Here is a 17,538-nt window from a genome sequence, read left to right on the forward strand (position 1 = left end):
GTCTCGCCCGTGCCGCGCGTCTCGCGGGCGGGGCGCCCGGCCCGCCACCCGGATCGATCCGTTCTCAGCCGGCGGCGCGCACGTAGTCGCTGGGCGTGACCACGCCGTGGCGTCCTTCGCGCAGGACCGCGTCGAGCACAGCCTTGGCGGCCGCGGAGACGTCGGTGTCGCGCCCGACGTGGGCGATGAGCTCGTCGCCGGCGACCTCGATCCGCGCGACGCCGAGGCCGAGGGCGAGGTCCGCCGCGGCCTGGACGCCGGCGAGGTCGACCCAGCACGAGCGGGCACGTACCCAGCCCGGCCCCCGTTCCGCCGGGGGGACGCCGAAGCCGGCCGGATCGACGTCGCCGTCGGCGGCGGCGACGATGAGCCGCTCGACCCCGCCGAGGATGCCGGCGGTCTCGTCGGCGGTGGCCAGGCGGGCGTCGAGGCCGAGTCCGCAGCCGAGCTTGCCGTCCAGCCGGTAGATGTCGAACTCCGCGGGGGCGCCGAACACGCGGTCGCCCGTGCCGGGTTCCACGCCGGCACTCGGCAGGATCACATGCGAGTGGCCGGTCGTGTTGTTGACGACCACGTCCCGGTGGCAGCGCATGCCGCGGGCCCGTTCCGCCTCGCCCTGCGCCTCGGAGAGCCGAACCGGGTCGTACCGGCCGTACTTGTAGGCGGCCAGGGCCGCGGCGTTCGTCTGGGAGGCCGACCGCAGGAACGAGGGCGACGCACTGAATGGAATGATCGTCTCCTGGGCCACCGTGCCGACGTAGTCACGCAGCTCCGGGGAGAAACGGTTGTTGCACAGGCAGTTCAGCTGGCATCCCGGGGCTCCGGTCCAGCTCGTCAGGAGCGACGCGAACGCGGCCATCACGACCGCCGGCGGCCGCGCACCCGTCTTCGCCGCGACGTGGGCCAGTGCCTCGGCGGCGGGCCGGGAGCCCAGCAGGACGTGATGATGGCCGCGGGCGCCGGGAAAACGGAAGGGCATGCCGAGCGCGCACAACGGCTTCTCGGCCATCTGGCGGGCCCAGTATCTGACCGAACCCTCCAGCCGGCGCTGCCCGGCCGGGGTGCGTTCGTAGGCGGCCTGGTCGGCGGGGTGGTACGCGGCGACAGGAAGCGGCCGGCCCGCCAGCAGGGCGGCGAGTTCGGCGCGCAGGATCGTCATCGCCGACAGGTCCGCCGCCACGTGCGACACGTGCAGGACGACCAGGAACGGAGATCCCGACCGGGTCACCACGCTCGCCCTCACCGGAAAGTCGGCGGCGGGATCGAAAGCCCGGCCAGGCGGGAACCAGTCCTGGCCGGTGCCCGTGGCCTCGACCACGTCGGCGACGAGCGTTCCCGACGCGTGCACGAACTGCTCGCCGTCCCGCAACAGGGTCCGCAGCGCCTCCTGGCGGCCGATGAGCGCGCCCAGAGCCGCACCGACCGCGTCCATGGTGCTTCCCCGGGGCACGCGCACCATCGTCGACAGGATGTCGGCCGGCCCCGGCAGGTCCGGACTGATCCACTCCAGCACGTTCTTCTGGCCGACCGTGATGGGCCAGCGCCCCGATCGGGAGCCAGAGAAGCAGACCTTCAGGTCATTCACCTCCGACCACTACCGGTCATCGCGGTCTGCCTCGCACGGGGACCGCACCGGACCCGGCGCGTGCTCCCCGGCGGTCACCGGCGTGCGGTCCGGCCGGGAGTGATGGTCCTGGCGAGTCGCCTCTCCGCGCCGGCGATGCCCGCGGCGGCCGAACGGCTCGTTCAAGCCCACTCCCTCGCGCTCGTCACGTTGCCGTCGAGACACATGCCAATATGGCACTCGACTGAATTGTTGGATCGAGTGCCACATTGGTATTCGTCATCGATCGGCCAGCTCCCGATATCAGTGGGAGAATGGTAAGGAGCGCCATTGGGGGCGTCAAGACGCTAAGTGATATCCGGCTCCTTCTCTTTTCGGCCTCTGGTCGGCACTTCCCCGGTTCTGCCCCATGGGGCGAGGACATCGGCCGGGGCGGGCCGAACGACTTCGGAAATCCGTTTCACGGCCGTTCAGAGATTGATTTTTCCTGCTCCCGCACCGGAGGTGACGATGGACTTGACGCTGGATGCCCCGTCAAGGCTGTAGGAATACGGGATGGAGGCCACCGAGCCGCCTTGCTGCCCGCTGCCGGAACCGGTCAGGTAGTTGTTGCGGGCCACCAGGGTGCCGGGGCCGGACGCGGCCTCGCCCAGGTGGTACGGGTCGGGGACGTTCTCGAAGTAGTTGCCCTCGACCAGCACGCCGGCGCCTTCGGTGGAGGCGACCCCGTATCCCCTGACGTTGGAGTAGTAGTTGTTGTAGACGTGCACCGGGTTGCCGAAGCGCACCCGGGGGTTGCGCTGGTTGGTGCCGTCGAGCCAGTTGTGGTGGTAGGTCACGCGCAGGTGGCCCCTGTCCTCGGCGCCGTTGTCGTCGCTGTGCCCGAGCAGCATGGCCTTGTCGTGGGAATACAGGCGGTTCCACGACACGGTGACGTAGTCGCTGGCGCGCTTGATGTCGATGGCGCCGTCGTAGCCGTTGGACAGCGTGTTGTGGTCGATCCAGACCCGGGTCGAGTACTGGACGTTGATCGCGTCGTCGTCCCAGTTCCTGAAGGTCAGGTTCCGGATGATCACATTGGAGGCGTTGGAGACGTTCAGGCCACAGCCGACGATCGCCGCGCCGGGGTTACCGATGATCGTCTTGTTGGAACCGATCCTCAGCATGCCCGAGCAGGAGATCGTGCCCGACACCCGGATCACCGCCGCGCCCGTCCCCGAGGCCGCGCTGGTCAGGGCCGACGCGCTCGTCACCGTGGTGGCGGACGCACTGCCACCGCCCGTCGTGCCGCCACCCTGGGTCGCCCAGCCGGCCAGGCCGGTGGGGTTGGGCGGCGGCGAGGTGGTCGGAGTGGGCGTCGGGGTAGGCGTCGGGCTGGGGGACGGGCTCGGCGACGGCGAGCCGGTGACCGAACCCGTGCACGCGACCCCGTTGAGGGTGAAGGAGGTGGGTATCGGGTTGGAACCGCTCCAGCTTCCGTTGAAGCCGATCGTGGTGGCGGCACCGGTCGCCAGGTCGCCGTTGTAGGGGGCGTTCGCGGCGGTCACCGCGCTGCCGCTCTGGGAGAAGGTCGCGTTCCAGCCCTGCGTCACGGCCTGTCCGGCCGAAAACGACCATTTCAGCTGCCAGCCGGTGAGCGGGTCGCCCAGATTGGTGATCGCGATGTTCGCGCCGAACCCGTTGTCCCACTGGGAGCTCACCGAGTAGGTGACCTGGCAGCCCGGCGCCGCTGAGGCCGGCGCCGTGACGAGGCCCGCCGCCAGGCAGAGGGCCCCTGCCGCACCCCCGAGGATCGTCAGGTGTCGTTTTCCCGAGCTCATGCTCTTGCCTCCCTCTTGGGCGCCGGACCGGAACCGAGCCCCCTGAAACCGCAGGTCATTCCCGTGGTTTCGGTGAGCCAAGTTCACTTGAACCCTCACGTCAAGGCGCCGGTCCCGGGCCGGATCCGATCGGCCGCCCCGGCGCGGGGAGGCACCGCATCCGGCCGAAGGTCCACGACACCTGTCGACGGCGTCTCCTGGCTGGTGAGAGGAATGAACCGTCCCTCGGCCGGGCCCTTGACGCGGCGGTCGAGGCCCCCCGCGGTTCGCCCTCAGGCCCCGCCGGCACACGCGAGATCGAAGAAACTTTCATCGCCGGTCCGCGGGAGACGCGAATCAGCGCGGAACATGGACAGATCTCATGCCGCGGCCGGTGACGACACGTGCGAAATGCATAAGAAGTGTCGTTGAAGCTCAACCGTTCAAGTGTTTTCGTAAGAGTTCCTGACCGGAGGACGTCATTCGAATGAGAGGAGGCGCCCGACCCGCCGGCGGTCGAAGGGCAGGCAGAAAGATTCAGGCATCGCGGATATGCCGCGCCGGTGTCGTTTTCTCCGAGCCGGGCGGTCCGCTTATCACGATCGGCAGCCGAAAACCCGTGGGCGCCGTGTCCTTTCTGCGTCGACGTCGAGGAGCGGAGGGCGGCCGGGGGACGCGGCGGGTGGTGCGGCCGAGCGGCCGGGACGCGGCGGGTGGTGCGGCCGGCTCCGGCCGAACGCGACGGCCGGGTGGCCCGGGGGATCGCCCCCCGGGCCACCCGGCCGGCGGCCTCAGCCCCCGATCGCGAGCGCGCTCTGGGGAACGGTCTCCGCCGCCGCGTCCGGTCGCGGAGCCGCGAGAAGCCCCGCCAGGTGGTCCGCGATCGCGGAGATGGTGGGCTGCTGCCACAGCAGGGTCGCGGGGAGACGGCGGCCGAAGCGCTTCTCCAGGCGCCGCCGGACCATGACGGTCATCACCGAGTCCAGCCCCTGCTCGACGAGGGGACGCCGGGTCGCCAGGTTCTCGGGGGCCAGCCTCATCACGGCCGCGATCTCCGCGCGGACCTCGGGCAGGACGCGCTCGCGCAGGTCCTCGGGCGCCAGCCCGGCGAACGACTCAGCGGGTCCCCGGAGATCCTCCTCGGCCGGGGCAGGCGCGTCGATCACCGGATAGCGGAGTCCCGTGAGGTGTCCCACCACCCGGCCGTCCACGTCGGCCAGGAGCGCCCGGACGGTGTCGTCGGCGGCCGGGTCCACGGCCGCGTCGATGATCACCGTTGAGGGTGGCGTACCGGTCAGCACCACCTCGTCGATGTGCACGACCATGCGCAGCACCGGATCGCCGGGGAACACGCAGGGCGCCACGGACATCGCCGCGTCCAGCGCCGGCGCCCAGCTCCCCGGTTCCTCGGCGCGGGCGGTACGGGCTGTGTGGACAGTGGCCCGCAGCACGCCGTCCCCGCCCAGCAGCGTCTCGATCGTCCAGTCGAAGCCCGTCGAGGGCACGCCGACGGTGGCCAGCCGCTTGTGCACGAACCCGGGATCGACCGGGGTGAGAGCGCCGGCGTCCGGCAGCACGTCGGGTTTCGCCTGGCCCGGAGCGGCCACGTTCGCGGTGACGTGCACCAGCCAGGCGGGTTCCGGCTCGTCGGGGCCGGCCGGGGTACGGGCCGCGAGCCGTACTGCCGGAGGCTCGTGCACGACCTGGACCTGCCTGCGTTCCGCGGTCATCAGCGGATGCATCATCTCCACGTCGGTGAGCGTGACGTCCTCGTCCTCGACCGCGTTCAGGAACGTGTTGACCAGCACGGCGGCGGGCACGATCTCGACCCCGTTGAGGGCGTGGCTGCCCGGGTAGGGCCGGTTGGCGTCCTCCACGCTGGTCCGCCACACCCGGGTCCGGCTGCCCGCGAGGCTGCTCACGGCTCCGAGCAGGGCGTGGGAGCCCACGTCGTGCCCCCGGTTGCCGTCCTCGACGTACGATTCGCGCCAGTGGCGGCGGTGCTGCCAGGCGTACGGCGGCAGATCGGCCAGGCCGCCGTACGGCTGCAGCCGGCTCCAGTCCACCTCGACGCCGTGACAGTGCGCCGTGCCCAGCGCGACGAGGAAGGTCAGCGGCTCCGGCTGGTTCCGGCGCAGCGACGTGCCGACGAACACGTCCTCGAACCCGTTCTCCGAGAGCGTCTCGGTCACCGAGTGCGCGACCACGGGGTGGGGGGAGATCTCCAGGAACACGCGGTGGCCGTCCTGCGCCGCGGCCGTCGTCGCCGCGACCAGCCGCACGGGGTCGCGGAGGTTCGCCGCCCAGTACGCGCCGTCCAGGACGGGCGCCGACCGGGGGTCCGCCAGCGCGGTCGTGTACATGGGGATGCGCGGCGCCCCGAACGAGAGATCGGCGACGGCGGCGGCCAGCTCGACGGCCAGCGGATCCATGTGCGGGCTGTGGAAGGCGACGTCCGACGCCACCCGCCGCACCACGATGCCCTCGACCGGCCACTCGTTCACCACCTCCTCGACCGCGGCGACGTCGCCGGACAGCACGGTGGAGCCGGGTGCCGACGCGATCGCGGCCACCAGGTCGCCGCGGCCGGCCAGCCTCTCCGCCGCCTCCTCGAAGGACAGGTCGACCATCACCATGGCCCCCTTGCCCTCGGCCTGGCGCAGCAGCCGGGAGCGGCGGCAGATCAGCCGGGCGCCGTCGGCGACGGTCATCGCGCCGGCCGTCACCGCCGCCGCGAGCTCGCCGACGGAGTGGCCGATGACGGCCTTCGGAACGACCCCGTACGCGTTCCAGAGCCTGGCCAGGCCCAGCTGCATCACGAAGATCATGGTCTGCACGCGGTCGATGGTGTCGAGATCGCCGTCGGCCAGGACCTGCCGGGGGGAGAAGCCGATCTCCTCGGCGAAGATCGGCTCCACCTCGTCGACCAGGGACGCGAACTCCGGCACGGCGAGCAGCTCCCGCCCCATCCCGCGCCACTGGCAGCCCTGCCCGGAGAAGACCCAGACCGGCCCGGGGCCGAGCTCGGGCAGCACGTCACCGGTGAGGACGGCCTCGCCCGGCACGTCCTCCGCGAGCCTGCGCAGGCCGGCCGCCAGCTCGCCCGCGTCCGCCCCGACCACGACGGCGCGACGGGCCAGGTGGGTGCGCCGGAGCGCCAGCGTGTGCCCCGCCGACGCCAGGTCGAGCCCGTTGCCGAGGTGGTCGGCGAGCTTGCCCGCGTACTGCCGCAGGGCCTGCTCCGACGCGGCCGACAGCGGGAACAGCCGCTCTCCCGCCGCCTCCTCCCGGGGCACCTCCCGGGCCTCCCGAGCCGGAGGGGCCTGCTCCAGCACGATGTGCGCGACCGTGCCGCCGTACCCGAAGCTGGAGACGCCCGCCCGGCTGGGGTGGTCGCGCTCCGGCCAGGCCGACTGCTCGGTCACCACGCGAAGGCCCGAGGTCTCCCACGAGATGGCCGGGTTGAGGCTGGTCAGCACGCTCGGGGGGATCTCGCCGCGGTCGAGGGCGAGCACCGCCTTGATGACGCCGGTGATGCCGGCGGCGCCTTCGAGGTGACCGATGTTGGACTTGACCGAGCCGATGAGGCACGGGTCTCCGGGGGGTCGCCCCGTGCCGTACACGGAGGAGAGCGCCCCCGCCTCCAGCGGGTCGCCGAGCCGGGTGCCGGTGCCGTGCGCCTCGATGTAGTCGACGGTGGACGGCTCGACGCCCGCCTGCCGGCAGGCCCGGGCCATCACGTGTTCCTGGGCCTGCCCGCACGGCGCCATGATGCCGTTGGTGTGCCCGTCCTGGTTCACGGCGCTGCCGACGACGAGCGCGAGGACCCGGTCGCCGTCGCGCCGCGCGTCGGACAGCCGCTTGAGCACGACCACGCCGCAGCCCTCGCCGCGCCCGTAGCCGTCGGCCGACGCGTCGAACGACTTGGACCGCCCGTCGGGGGCGAGGGCCCCTGCCGTGCCGAGCGTGAGGGTCTGGCCCGGGGTGACCAGCAGGTTGACGCCGCCGGCGAGGGCGACGTCGTTCTCGCCGAGCCGCAGGCTCTGCGCGGCCAGGTGCAGCGCGACCAGCGACGCCGAGCAGGCGGTGTCGATCGCCATGCTGGGTCCGCGCAGGTCGAGGGAGTAGGAGATGCGGTTGGCGACGGCGCAGGTCGCGGCGCCGATCCCGGTCCACGCCTCGATCTGGGGCAGGTCCTCCAGGAGGCGGCCCCCGTAGTCGGCGGTGCAGACTCCCATGAACACCCCGGCGTCGGTGCCGGCCAGCTCGTGCGGCGGCAGGCCGGCGTGCTCCAGGGCCTCCCACGCGGTCTCCATCAGGATCCGCTGCTGCGGGTCCATCAGCTCGGCCTCGCGGGGCGACAGGCCGAAGAACTCCGCGTCGAAGCCCTCGATGTCGCTCAGGAAGCTGCCGTGACGCACGGCGTCACGCAGCGCGGCGGCGTACTCGGGGCTCCGGTTCTCGTACCGGCGCCAGCGTTCGGCGGGCAGCGGCCGGGTCGTGTTCCGGCCGGCGCGCAGCAGGTCCCAGAACTCGTCCGGTGAGCGGACGTCGCCGGGAAGGCGGCATCCGATCCCGATCACCGCCACTGGTTCCACCCGGACTTCGCGCGGACTGTCGGCCATCTGTGTTCGTTTCCCTTCGGTTCAAGCCCACTCTTCGGTTCGGGCCCGCTGAGGATCGGTTCAGGCCCACTGAGGACTGTCGATGATCTTGATCACGGCGCTGGAGACGGTCACTCCCGGCCCGGTGCCGAGCATCAGCATGTGGTCGCCGGGGCCCAGCTGCCCGGTCGTGAGCAGGTGGTCGAGGGAAAGGATCTGGTCGCTGGCACCGCAGTGGCCGATGGTGCGGCCGTAGTCCCAGGTCGAGCGGGACATGGGCAGGTCGAGCATGGCCATGCACCGCTGTTCGACGATCTCCTCCGAGTAGTTCATGAACGCCACCCGGGTGAGATCGCCGGCCTCGATCCCGCTCTCGTCCAGCGCGCGCTCGACGACCTCCATCAACGCCCGCTGGATCTTGAACAGCGCCGCGGTGGCCTCGCCCTTGGACATGACCTGCTGCCGGAACTGCTCGTTCCTGGCCGCGAAGCTCATCTTGCGTCCGACCGTGACGCCCGGGGGGAACAGGGGTTCGCTGCCCCGGTGCAGTTCCTCGGCCTCGGTCACCGTCGTCGTGCAGACCGACGTCAGGCGCGCGAAACCCGTCCCCTTGGCGAGCACGAGCGCGCTCGCGGCGTCCCCGCCGACGTAGCCGGGGCCCATCCGCCACCGGTCCATCAGCGGGGTGCCGTAGTTGTCGGCGGCGACCAGCAGGGCGGCCTGCCGGCCGGGGGCGGCGTCCAGGTGGCCGGCCGCGAGTTCCAGGCCGATGAACATCCCGTTGCAGCCCTGCCGGATCTCGGTGGCCAGGACGTCCCCGCCGACGAGATGACGCTGCAGGTAGGAGTGCGGGGGCCAGCCGTCCGGTCCCTGGTGCCAGGTCGAGGCGTACAGGAGGAGATCCAGGTCGGCCGGCGCCCGCCCGCTGCGCTTGATCGCGCTCCGCGCCGCGTGCAGGGCCATCTCCGGAGCCGGTACGTCACCGGCCACCACCGCCCCGGCCAGGTTGTGCAGCTCGGCCTCCTCGGCCGGGTACCAGCCCTTGGCGACGGCTTTCTCGACGCTGACGACAGTCCGGGGGAGGAAGGCCCCCACTCCGCTGATGTACGTGTCCGCCAACTGCATGACTCTGCCCTCGCCCCGGCTAGACGGTTTCGAGTTCTCTGACCATCGCCACGATGGTCACGACGTCCCGGAAGTTCTCGGGGTCGAGCTTCGCGGCGGGGACCGGGACGCCGACGTCCCTGCGGAGGAAGTTCAGCAGCCGCGCCGTCCGCAGGGAGTCCAGGAGACCCGACACCAGGAGCGGGGTCGTCTCGTCGACCTTGATGTCGTCGCCGTCCTGGACGAGGTTGTCCTGGATGAAGTCGACCAGCCTTCGCGTGAGCTCGGCCGTGCGCGTGTCCGTTCCGTGACGGAGCTCGGTCATGCGCGTGCCCCTTCCGTGACGGGAGAGGTGGAGAGGATCCTGAACGCCGCCGCGGCGACGGACGTTCCCGAGCCGAACCCGACCATGAGCAGGTGATCGCCGGCCACGAGCCCGCCGGTCGCGACCAGATGCTCGAAGGCGATGAACTGGTCCACCGCGCCGCAGTGGCCCACGCGCCTGCCGTAGTCCCAGGTCGTCTGATCCTCGTCGATGCCCAGCCAGGACATCTGCCCCTCCAGGTCCTCGCGGCGGCCGTGCGGCAACGCCACCCGGGTGATGTCGGCGAGTCCGATCCCTGCCTCGTCCAGGGTCTGCTCGACCTGCTGCATCATCGTTTTCTGGATCGTCAGGTGGATCCCGGTTCCCTGCGCCTTGAGCAGCCGCTGGCGGAACTCCTCGTGCCGGTCCCCGAAGCTCAGCCCTCTGCCGACGGTGGCGTCCGGGGGGAACAGGGGGTAGGCGCCGTCGTTGACCGCGTCGGCCTCCGGGATCACCGTCGCGTTCACCGACAGGAGCTCGGCCATGCCGTACCCCTTGCCGAGGACGAGCGCGGCCGCGGCGTCGCCGATCAGCGCCCCGGGGGTCATCCGCCAGCGGTCCACCAGCGGGGTGCCGTGGTTGTCGGAGGAGACGACCATGGCCGTCTCCCGGTCCGCGTCGGCCTGCAGATAGCTCGCCGCCAGGTCGAGCGAGCTGATCATCCCCACGCAGCCGCTCCGGATCTCGAACGCCGGCACGTTCCCGCCGAGGAGGTGCATCTGCAGGTAGTGCTGGGGCTGCCAGCCGTTCGGGCCCTGGTGCCAGACCGAGGGGTAGAGCAGGAGGTCGAGATCGCGCGGGGAGGACTCACCCCAGCGTTCGTACGCGTCCAGGACCGCGAGCCGCGCCATCTCGGGCGCGGACATGTCGCCGGCCACCGCCGCGCCGATCTGCTGGAACCTCTCGACCTCCTCGGCCGGGTACCAGCCCTCACGAACCGCCTGCTCGACGCTCACGCTGTCAGGCACATAGGCGCCGAGACTCCTGACGAACATGTTGGATGTACGCACACGTTTCCTAACTCATCAACTCATCGACGATCCCGGACAACGGCCTTCGGGCAGCGGAAGGCGGCTTATCCGATTTATTTCGGGCCCCGGGATATCAAGCGGTACCGGCCGGTCGATGAAAACAACGGAAAATAGGTCGGCGAACCGTCAGGGGCAAGAGTAGGGGCGGTTCATCGGGTAAGGCAATATGAACGCGAGTAATCCGGCCGACGACATTCCGTGATCAGGATTCGACAGAACGTGTTCGCCTTCGGAAATGCGCCTTTCCGCTCCACCTCGCGGTTTCCCCGAATGTAACTTTCAGAATCCGGGCGACGTGAGAACGGCGCCGGGCCGTCACCGTTTCGGCTCGGGCCCGGCGCGTCGTCTCAGGCGGGCACTCTCGTGCAGACGGTGTTGTTGAGCTTGAACTGGGCCGGAATGGCGTTCGTCCCGGTGACGGTCGCCGTGAATCCGAGGCTCTGACTGGAGCCGGGGCCGATGAAGGAGTTACTGCCGACGTCGCGGGCGGTCACCTGGGTGCCGACCTGGGTCACCGCGGCGTTCCAGGCGGTCGTGATCTGCTGGTTTCCCGACCAGGCCCACGTCAGGGTCCAGTCGTCGACGGGGGTCGTGCCGGTGTTCCTGACGGCCACGTTGCCGTTGAAGGCGCCGTTCCAGGCCCCGGTGGCCGCGTAGGTGACCTCGCAGGAGGTGCCCATCTTGAGCCCGCCGCGCAGGAAGTTCGCGAAGTTGGCCCAGGTGGGGTTCAGCGTGCCGGTGCCGACGGTCTCGCCGCAGTCGGTGGTGGTGCGGACGGTCTGCAGGCCGTACTGGGCGGGGTCCATGATCTGGACCATCATGTGGTCCGCGGCGGGTACCGAGACGAACGTGGCGTCGCCGCACTGGGCCTTGATCCTGTTGTAGAGCAGGACGCTCTGCCCGTGCGGCACCAGGAAGTCGGCCTGGCCGTGCAGGAACAGCAGCGGCGGGTCGTTGGCGTCGACGTAGGTCATCGGATTGGCCTGGGCCACCGTGGCAGGGCAGGTCTGGATCGGGCAGCCGACCAGGAGGGACTCCGGGGAGGCGGGAGAGTTGTGGTCGAGCCCGCCGGTCGGCAGGTTCTGCGCGTTCATCTGCAGGAAGTCGGTCGGGCTGTAGAAGGCGAGCCCCACCTGTACGGCGCTGGAGACGCCGGTCGTGCCGACGGTGCCCTCCATCGCCGCCACGCCGCCGGACAGGGTGGCCATCTCCGTCAGCCAGCCCCCCGAGGAGTCGCCCATGATCGCGAAGCGGTTGGGGTCGAGCTGGTAGGTGGCGGCGTTCGCCCGCAGCCAGCGGATGGCCGCCTTGATGTCGTGCACCTGGGCCGGGAAGATCGCCTGAGCGCTGGAGCGGACGCTGACGCCGGCCACGGCGAAGCCCAGAGGGTTGAAGATGGCCGCGATCGCGTCCGCGCCGGCCTTGCCGTCGTCGCTCGTCCACGCCGAGCCGGTGTGCCAGATGATCAGCGGCCGGGGCGTGATGCCGGTGGACGGCAGGTGCAGGTCCAGCAGATGCCCCCTGCTGCCGGCGGGTTGTGCGGGCGCGTAGGCGATGTCAGTGATCACCTGCATGGCGTGAGCCGGCGGCGCGAAGGGCACTGACACGCCGACGGCGGCCAGCATGGTCATCGCAATGCCGACAATCATGGCCCTGCGGATTGGAACTTGCATGGTGCGACTCCGGTCGGGTCGGATGATCGCCGCTTCCCCGGTGACCGTCCGTGTCTCCTCCCGCGCCGGGGCAGCCGCGGTCAGCGCGCTGACCGCGGCGCCTGTGAGAACAACGTCCTGTTCGAGTGCCGCGACTTACATCGATATGGGCGGGGCGACGATATGACACGTAAGTGACGATGGTCAAAGTTTTCCGCATGTCGTTTCCATCGAACAGGAAAAGCGGCATAAATCGTACTTTAGAGATCATGTGGTACGAAGACACTACAGATCATCCATGGCAAGCACAGGCGGTCGGATACGCGCCTGCGATGCCTTTCACGGCCGCCATGTCTGGAATTGGACGACGGCCGGAGCCCCCGAGAACAGGCGACCCGGGAAGCGGCACCGCCTTTGCCGGCGGTGAATACCCGCGAAACACGAGCACCCGGCGACAACGCCGCCGGAAGTTTCGGCTCCTTTCCTCGATCGATTCGGACGCGACAATATTCCTGGCGCGTGGTGAGTGATAATGTCCACCGTCATGATCTCCACAGTCACAGGAGGACGAATGCGAAAGGTACGCGCTGTTCTCGTCTCGGCCGTCATGGTTCTCGGGGTGTCGCTGACGATCGGTGCCGCCCCGGCGCACGCCGAGAGGTTGGCCGGCGTTTTCAGGGACTACTCGGAGTGTGAGCGGGTCGGCACCCTGGGCATCACCCAGAACTGGTGGGATGACTACTCATGCGAGTGGGAGAGCCGTTACCGCTATTACTTCCTCTACGCGTGACCCCGTGAGACGCACGCGCCCTCCGGATCAGGAAGACCGTCCACCGGCATTTCGCGTGCCGGGAAGACCGGGGAGTGACCGGCGAACTGCGGACGTGCCGCGTCGGAGGGTTCGCGGGAGGGCAGGCGACGCCGGCTGACCTGACAGCCCGGCTCGTCGGCAAGGGAACGCTCTCAAGGCGAGGGGATTTCGAGCCCCTCGCCCTTTCGGCGCGAACGAAGATCCTCCGGGCCCGTTTTCGCCCGCGGTACGGCCCGCCTCCTGGCGGAAGACCGCCATCCGATGCACCGTTTACCTCGGCCGCCACGGGTAGGCGGGGGGCCACACACATTGTGACGAGGAGAGCCCGCACATGACGAGCGAAGGACTGTGGAGCTATCGCGAGGGCGTTTACGGTCCCGACGAGACGATGAGCGTCATCGGCTTCGACGTGGAGGCCGTCGACGGCAAGGTCGGGCTGGTGGAGGAGGAGAGCAACGTGACCGATGACAGCTACGTCGTGGTCGACGTCGGCTCCTGGCTCTCCGGCAGGAAGGTCGTGCTCCCGGCCAGCACGGTGATCCGGATCGACCGCCAGGAGCGCAAGATGTACATCTCGCGGACCAAGCAGGAGATCCAGGACGCGCCGGAGTACGACGCGGCGACGTACCGGCAGAGCGTCTACCGCCAGGAGCTGGGCGGTTACTACGGCACCTTCTCCGCCGCCCTCTGACACCGGTACGGCGACGAGACGGCACCACACCACCACACAGCACACGGCGGCGAGACGGCACGAAGCCGGGAGAGCCCGCCCGCCACCGGGGCCCTCCCGTCCGGCGGTCGCGTCGCCGTCCGGCGGCGGGGACGCGATCCGCGAACCACAGGGCCTCCCCGGACGGGAACCGGAACGGGTCTCCCGCCCGCAGGGATCGTCCATCGGGCCCGGCACGCGTCTCCCGGGGCGGTCAACACGATCGACGTGGCGAAGAAGGTCCGCGAGCAGAGAGGCGGGACGCGAGATGCCGACGATAGGCCTGGTGGGAACGCTGGACACCAAGGGATGGGAGTACGCCTGGCTCCATGACCGGCTGCTCGCCCTCGACTGTGACGTCGTCCTGGTCGACGCGGGCGTCGGCGAGGCGCGGGTGCCCGCCGACGTCGGCAACGACCGGGTCGCGCTGGCGGCCGGGGCCGACGTCGCGACGCTGCGCGCGACCGGTGACCGGGGAGCGGCCGTCATGGCGATGGGCGAGGGCGCCGCCGCCGTCCTCGCCGAGCTGTACGCCCAGGGCCGCCTCGACGGCGTGCTCGCGGTGGGCGGCAGCGGAGGGTCCTCGATCGCGGCGCGGGCCGTCAGGGACCTGCCGATCGGGCTGCCCAAGCTCATCGTCTCGACCATGGCCTCCGGTGACGTGTCCCCCTACGTGGGGACCAAGGACGTCACGCTGATGTACAGCGTCGTCGACCTCGCCGGCATCAACCGCGTCTCCGCGCGCATCCTCGGCAACGCCGCGGCGGCCATGGCCGGCATGGTGAGCATCCCGTCCCCGGTCGTCGAGGACGGCCGCCCGCTCGTGGCCGCGTCGATGTTCGGCGCGACCACGCCGGCGGTCGACGCCGCCAGGCAACGGCTGGACGAGCTCGGCTACGAGGTGCTGGTCTTCCACGCCACCGGATCCGGCGGGCGGGCCCTGGAGTCGCTGGTCAGGAGCGGCCTGATCTCGGGCGTGCTCGACCTCACCACCACCGAACTCGCCGACGACCTGGTCGGCGGGGTCCTGTCGGCCGGCCCCGACCGGCTGACCGCGGCCGGAGCGCGCGGCGTGCCCCAGGTGGTCGCCCCAGGCGCGCTGGACATGGTCAACTTCGGTCCTCGCGACACCGTTCCCGAGCCCTTCGGCGACCGCCTGCTGTACGTCCACAACCCGGCCGTGACCCTGATGCGGACCACGGCCGAGGAGATGGGCGAGCTCGGCCGCCGAATGGCCGCCAAGCTGAGCTCGGCCACCGGCCCGACCGTGCTGTTCGTCCCGCGCCGCGGCGTCTCCGCCCTCGACGCAGAGGGGGCGCCCTTCCACGATCCCAAGGCCGACGAGTCCTGCTTCGACGCCCTGGACGAAGGGCTGCGCGGCTCGGCCGTCGAGGTCGAGGAGCTGGACCTGCACGTCAACGACCCCGCCTTCGGCCGCGCCATGGCCGACCGGCTGCACCTGATGATCACCGCGAGGGACGCGGCGTGAACCGGGGGGACGTCCTCGCCAGGCTGCGCCGTACCGTCGCCGAGGACCGGCCGATCATCGGCGCGGGCGCCGGCACCGGGCTGTCCGCCAAGTGCGCCGAGGAGGGCGGCGTCGACCTGATCATCATCTACAACTCCGGCCGCTACCGGATGGCGGGCCGGGGCTCGCTCGCCGGGCTGCTGCCGTACGGCGACGCCAACCAGATCGTCGTGGAGATGGCCGCCGAGGTGCTTCCCGTCGTCAGGGACACCCCGGTGCTCGCCGGGGTGTGCGGCACCGACCCGTTCCGGCTGATGCCCAGGTTCCTCGACCAGCTCGCGGCCATGGGCTTCGCCGGGGTGCAGAACTTCCCGACCGTCGGCCTGTACGACGGGGTCTTCCGGCGGAACCTGGAGGAGACCGGGATGGGCTACGACCTGGAGGTCGAGATGATCAGGCTGGCGCGCGAGCGCGACCTGGTCACCGCCCCCTACGTCTTCGACCCCGCCCAGGCGCGGGCCATGGCCGAGGCGGGCGCCGACGTCCTCGTCCCGCACGTCGGGCTCACCACCAAGGGCAGCATCGGCGCCGGCACCGCGCTGTCCCTGGACGAGGCGGTCGAACGGGTCCAGGCGATGCGCGACGCCGCGGTGGCCGTCCGCCCCGACATCCTCGTGCTCTGCCACGGCGGGCCCATCGCCGAGCCGCGGGACGCGGCCCACGTGCTGGCCCGTACCGAGGGCGTGGCGGGCTTCTTCGGCGCGTCGTCGGTGGAGCGCCTGCCGACGGAGCGCGCCATCACCGAGCAGGTACGCGCCTTCAAGTCGCTGACGTTGTAGCCACGGAAACCATCCGCCAGGTCGCCTCGACGTATCCGTGGGACTCGCCGGGTCCCCAGGTCTGCGGCGTGAGCTTCGTCTCCGGGGAGGTGGGGGCGTCGGCGCCGAGCTGTCCGGCGGACCGTTCTCGCGAGCGCGAGAAGCTCGTGGCCGGTGGCGGCGGCGATGAGCTCCGCGAACAGGGGCGACACGACACTCGCAGGCGCCGAGTGGCGGAGGTCCCATGAAAAATCTTTTGGCATGGTGTCGAATCCGGGGCGAGCCGTTCGTAGAACAGGTGAGGGGCGGCCGGAGGGGGCCGCCGGTACAAGGGAGTGATGGGATGACGCGGTACTTGATCTCGTTCAATGACGGCGCGATGGACCATATCCCCGACGAGGACTGGCCCGACGTGGGCAAGGCCTCGCACGCGGTGATCCAGGAGGCCGTGAACGCCGGCGTGTGGGTGTTCGGCGGCGGACTGGAAAGGCAGAGGGCGAGCGTCGTGGCCACGGACGGGATGGTCACCGACGGCCCTTACCCGGAGACCAAGGAGGTCATCGGCGGGTTCTCGGTCGTCGACGTGGCCTCACGCGAAGAGGCGCTGGCGTGGGCTGCCAAGATCGCCGTCGCTTGCCGCTGCGCGCAAGAGGTCCGGGAGCTCATGCCCGACCCCGAGACGGACGCGATGCTCCGCCAGGCCGACCGGCGATGATGACATCTTGGTCTGACTTCCCCGTTCGGTGACCGGTGTGCCCCAGGTCAGAGGTTGTAGCCACCGGAGACTTCGATGTCCTGCGCGGTCATCCAGCGGCATTCCTCGGTCAGCAGTGTCGCGATCACCATGCCGATGTCGTCGGGTTCGCCGAGCCGTCCGAGGGCGGTCCTGGCCGCGAGCGCGGGGATCACCTCGGGGTGGCGTTCGAACGCGTCGCCGCCGATGCGGGTGCGGGTGGAACCGGGGGAGACGGAGTTGACGCGGATACCGCGCTCGCTGAACTCCTTGGCCAGATAGCGGGTCAGCACGACCAGGCCGCCCTTCATGGTGCCGTAGGCGGAGTAGCCGGGCTCCAGGCCGGAGAACAGGGCCGCGTTGCTCGTGGTGTTGACGATCGCGCCGCCGTCGGCCAGCAACGGCAGCAGGGTCTGGGTCAGGAAGTACGGGCCCTTGAGCAGCACCCGCATGAGCGTGTCGAACATCTCCTCGGTCGTGTCCTCGAACATCGCCATCTGGCCGAAGCCGGCGTTGTTGACCAGGAAGTCGAACGTGTCGCGCCGCCAGGTGTCGCGCAGCACCCCGGCGACGGACTCGCGGAAGGCCGGAAACGTCTCCGAGTGGCCGACGGCCAGCGGCAGCGCGACGGCTGTGCCGCCGGCCTTCTCGATCGTCGTCACCGTGTCCAGGGCTCCGGGCTCGTTGCCGTGATAGGTCAGGATCACTCCCGTTCCGCGCCTGGCGATCTGGATGGCGGCGCTCTGCCCGATACCGGAGCTGGCACCGGTGACGATGGCTACCTGCATGATTGGACTCTCCTGTTCGTTCGTGGAGGGGCACCGGCTCGGCGGTGCCGGCTTTCGTGTGTTCAAGCCGCCGGGTCCGGGATCTGTGGTGTG

The 17,538-nt window shown here is 70.5% G+C and carries 13 protein-coding genes; 5 read left to right on the top strand and 8 right to left on the bottom strand.

Annotated features, from left to right (window positions below; translation table 11 throughout):
* Nucleotides 1–64 precede the first annotated feature (64 nt).
* The 7 genes from ACTOQ2_RS38755 to ACTOQ2_RS38785 form a co-directional block, all read right to left on the bottom strand.
* Nucleotides 65–1,585, bottom strand: a complete 1,521-nt coding sequence (locus ACTOQ2_RS38755; protein ID WP_440106186.1) for a condensation domain-containing protein — start codon at nucleotides 1,583–1,585, stop codon at nucleotides 65–67.
* Between the two features lie 449 nt (nucleotides 1,586–2,034).
* On the bottom strand, nucleotides 2,035–3,384 hold the full coding sequence (locus ACTOQ2_RS38760; protein ID WP_440106188.1) for a pectate lyase family protein: 1,350 nt from the start codon (nucleotides 3,382–3,384) through the stop codon (nucleotides 2,035–2,037).
* Between the two features lie 770 nt (nucleotides 3,385–4,154).
* A complete protein-coding gene (locus tag ACTOQ2_RS38765; protein WP_440106190.1) occupies nucleotides 4,155–7,988 on the bottom strand; it encodes a type I polyketide synthase in 3,834 nt (1,277 codons plus the stop codon).
* A 60-nt stretch (nucleotides 7,989–8,048) separates the two neighbouring features.
* Nucleotides 8,049–9,092 (bottom strand): ketoacyl-ACP synthase III family protein, encoded by a 1,044-nt coding sequence (locus tag ACTOQ2_RS38770; RefSeq protein WP_440106192.1) that lies wholly within the window; start codon nucleotides 9,090–9,092, stop codon nucleotides 8,049–8,051.
* A 19-nt stretch (nucleotides 9,093–9,111) separates the two neighbouring features.
* Complete coding sequence (locus tag ACTOQ2_RS38775; protein WP_440106195.1) at nucleotides 9,112–9,396, bottom strand: hypothetical protein; 285 nt, start codon at nucleotides 9,394–9,396, stop codon at nucleotides 9,112–9,114.
* Nucleotides 9,393–10,445: a ketoacyl-ACP synthase III family protein gene (locus tag ACTOQ2_RS38780; RefSeq protein WP_440106197.1), complete on the bottom strand. Its 1,053-nt coding sequence runs from the start codon at nucleotides 10,443–10,445 to the stop codon at nucleotides 9,393–9,395. The genes ACTOQ2_RS38775 and ACTOQ2_RS38780 overlap by 4 nt, the downstream gene beginning before the upstream one ends.
* Nucleotides 10,446–10,813: 368 nt before the next feature.
* Entirely contained in the window at nucleotides 10,814–12,115 is a 1,302-nt protein-coding gene (locus ACTOQ2_RS38785; protein WP_440106199.1) for a cellulose binding domain-containing protein, read from the bottom strand.
* Nucleotides 12,116–12,689: 574 nt separating this feature from the next.
* Between ACTOQ2_RS38785 and ACTOQ2_RS38790 the strand changes: the two genes are divergently transcribed.
* The 5 genes from ACTOQ2_RS38790 (at nucleotide 12,690) to ACTOQ2_RS38810 (ending at nucleotide 16,639) form a co-directional block, all read left to right on the top strand.
* Nucleotides 12,690–12,908 carry a hypothetical protein gene (locus tag ACTOQ2_RS38790; protein ID WP_440106201.1) on the top strand — a complete coding sequence of 73 codons (219 nt, stop codon included), beginning with the start codon at nucleotides 12,690–12,692 and terminating at the stop codon, nucleotides 12,906–12,908.
* 352 nt (nucleotides 12,909–13,260) lie between these two features.
* Complete coding sequence (locus ACTOQ2_RS38795) at nucleotides 13,261–13,620, top strand: PRC-barrel domain containing protein (protein WP_440106203.1); 360 nt, start codon at nucleotides 13,261–13,263, stop codon at nucleotides 13,618–13,620.
* A gap of 286 nt (nucleotides 13,621–13,906) precedes the next feature.
* Nucleotides 13,907–15,127 carry a Tm-1-like ATP-binding domain-containing protein gene (locus ACTOQ2_RS38800; protein ID WP_440106205.1) on the top strand — a complete coding sequence of 407 codons (1,221 nt, stop codon included), beginning with the start codon at nucleotides 13,907–13,909 and terminating at the stop codon, nucleotides 15,125–15,127.
* The gene (locus ACTOQ2_RS38805) at nucleotides 15,124–15,945 is read left to right on the top strand and encodes a phosphoenolpyruvate hydrolase family protein (RefSeq protein WP_440106207.1); all 822 of its coding nucleotides are present in this window, start codon (nucleotides 15,124–15,126) and stop codon (nucleotides 15,943–15,945) included. The genes ACTOQ2_RS38800 and ACTOQ2_RS38805 overlap by 4 nt, the downstream gene beginning before the upstream one ends.
* A gap of 322 nt (nucleotides 15,946–16,267) precedes the next feature.
* Nucleotides 16,268–16,639, top strand: a complete 372-nt coding sequence (locus ACTOQ2_RS38810) for a YciI family protein (protein WP_440106209.1) — start codon at nucleotides 16,268–16,270, stop codon at nucleotides 16,637–16,639.
* Nucleotides 16,640–16,686: 47 nt separating this feature from the next.
* Here the strand turns inward: ACTOQ2_RS38810 and ACTOQ2_RS38815 are convergent, their stop codons facing one another.
* The gene (locus tag ACTOQ2_RS38815) at nucleotides 16,687–17,445 is read right to left on the bottom strand and encodes an SDR family NAD(P)-dependent oxidoreductase (RefSeq protein WP_440106211.1); all 759 of its coding nucleotides are present in this window, start codon (nucleotides 17,443–17,445) and stop codon (nucleotides 16,687–16,689) included.
* Between the last annotated feature and the right edge of the window lie 93 nt (nucleotides 17,446–17,538).

Source organism: Streptosporangium sp. H16 (assembly GCF_051918855.1).
Taxonomy (GTDB): Bacteria; Actinomycetota; Actinomycetes; order Streptosporangiales; family Streptosporangiaceae; genus Streptosporangium.

Coding starts and splice junctions, on each gene's coding strand:
- ACTOQ2_RS38760 (WP_440106188.1), bottom strand. CDS start 3,384: ATGAGCTCGGGAAAACGACACCTGACGATCCTCGGGGGTGCGGCAGGG.
- ACTOQ2_RS38765 (WP_440106190.1), bottom strand. CDS start 7,988: ATGGCCGACAGTCCGCGCGAAGTCCGGGTGGAACCAGTGGCGGTGATC.
- ACTOQ2_RS38770 (WP_440106192.1), bottom strand. CDS start 9,092: ATGCAGTTGGCGGACACGTACATCAGCGGAGTGGGGGCCTTCCTCCCC.
- ACTOQ2_RS38775 (WP_440106195.1), bottom strand. CDS start 9,396: ATGACCGAGCTCCGTCACGGAACGGACACGCGCACGGCCGAGCTCACG.
- ACTOQ2_RS38785 (WP_440106199.1), bottom strand. CDS start 12,115: ATGATTGTCGGCATTGCGATGACCATGCTGGCCGCCGTCGGCGTGTCA.
- ACTOQ2_RS38790 (WP_440106201.1), top strand. CDS start 12,690: ATGCGAAAGGTACGCGCTGTTCTCGTCTCGGCCGTCATGGTTCTCGGG.
- ACTOQ2_RS38795 (WP_440106203.1), top strand. CDS start 13,261: ATGACGAGCGAAGGACTGTGGAGCTATCGCGAGGGCGTTTACGGTCCC.
- ACTOQ2_RS38800 (WP_440106205.1), top strand. CDS start 13,907: ATGCCGACGATAGGCCTGGTGGGAACGCTGGACACCAAGGGATGGGAG.
- ACTOQ2_RS38810 (WP_440106209.1), top strand. CDS start 16,268: ATGACGCGGTACTTGATCTCGTTCAATGACGGCGCGATGGACCATATC.
- ACTOQ2_RS38815 (WP_440106211.1), bottom strand. CDS start 17,445: ATGCAGGTAGCCATCGTCACCGGTGCCAGCTCCGGTATCGGGCAGAGC.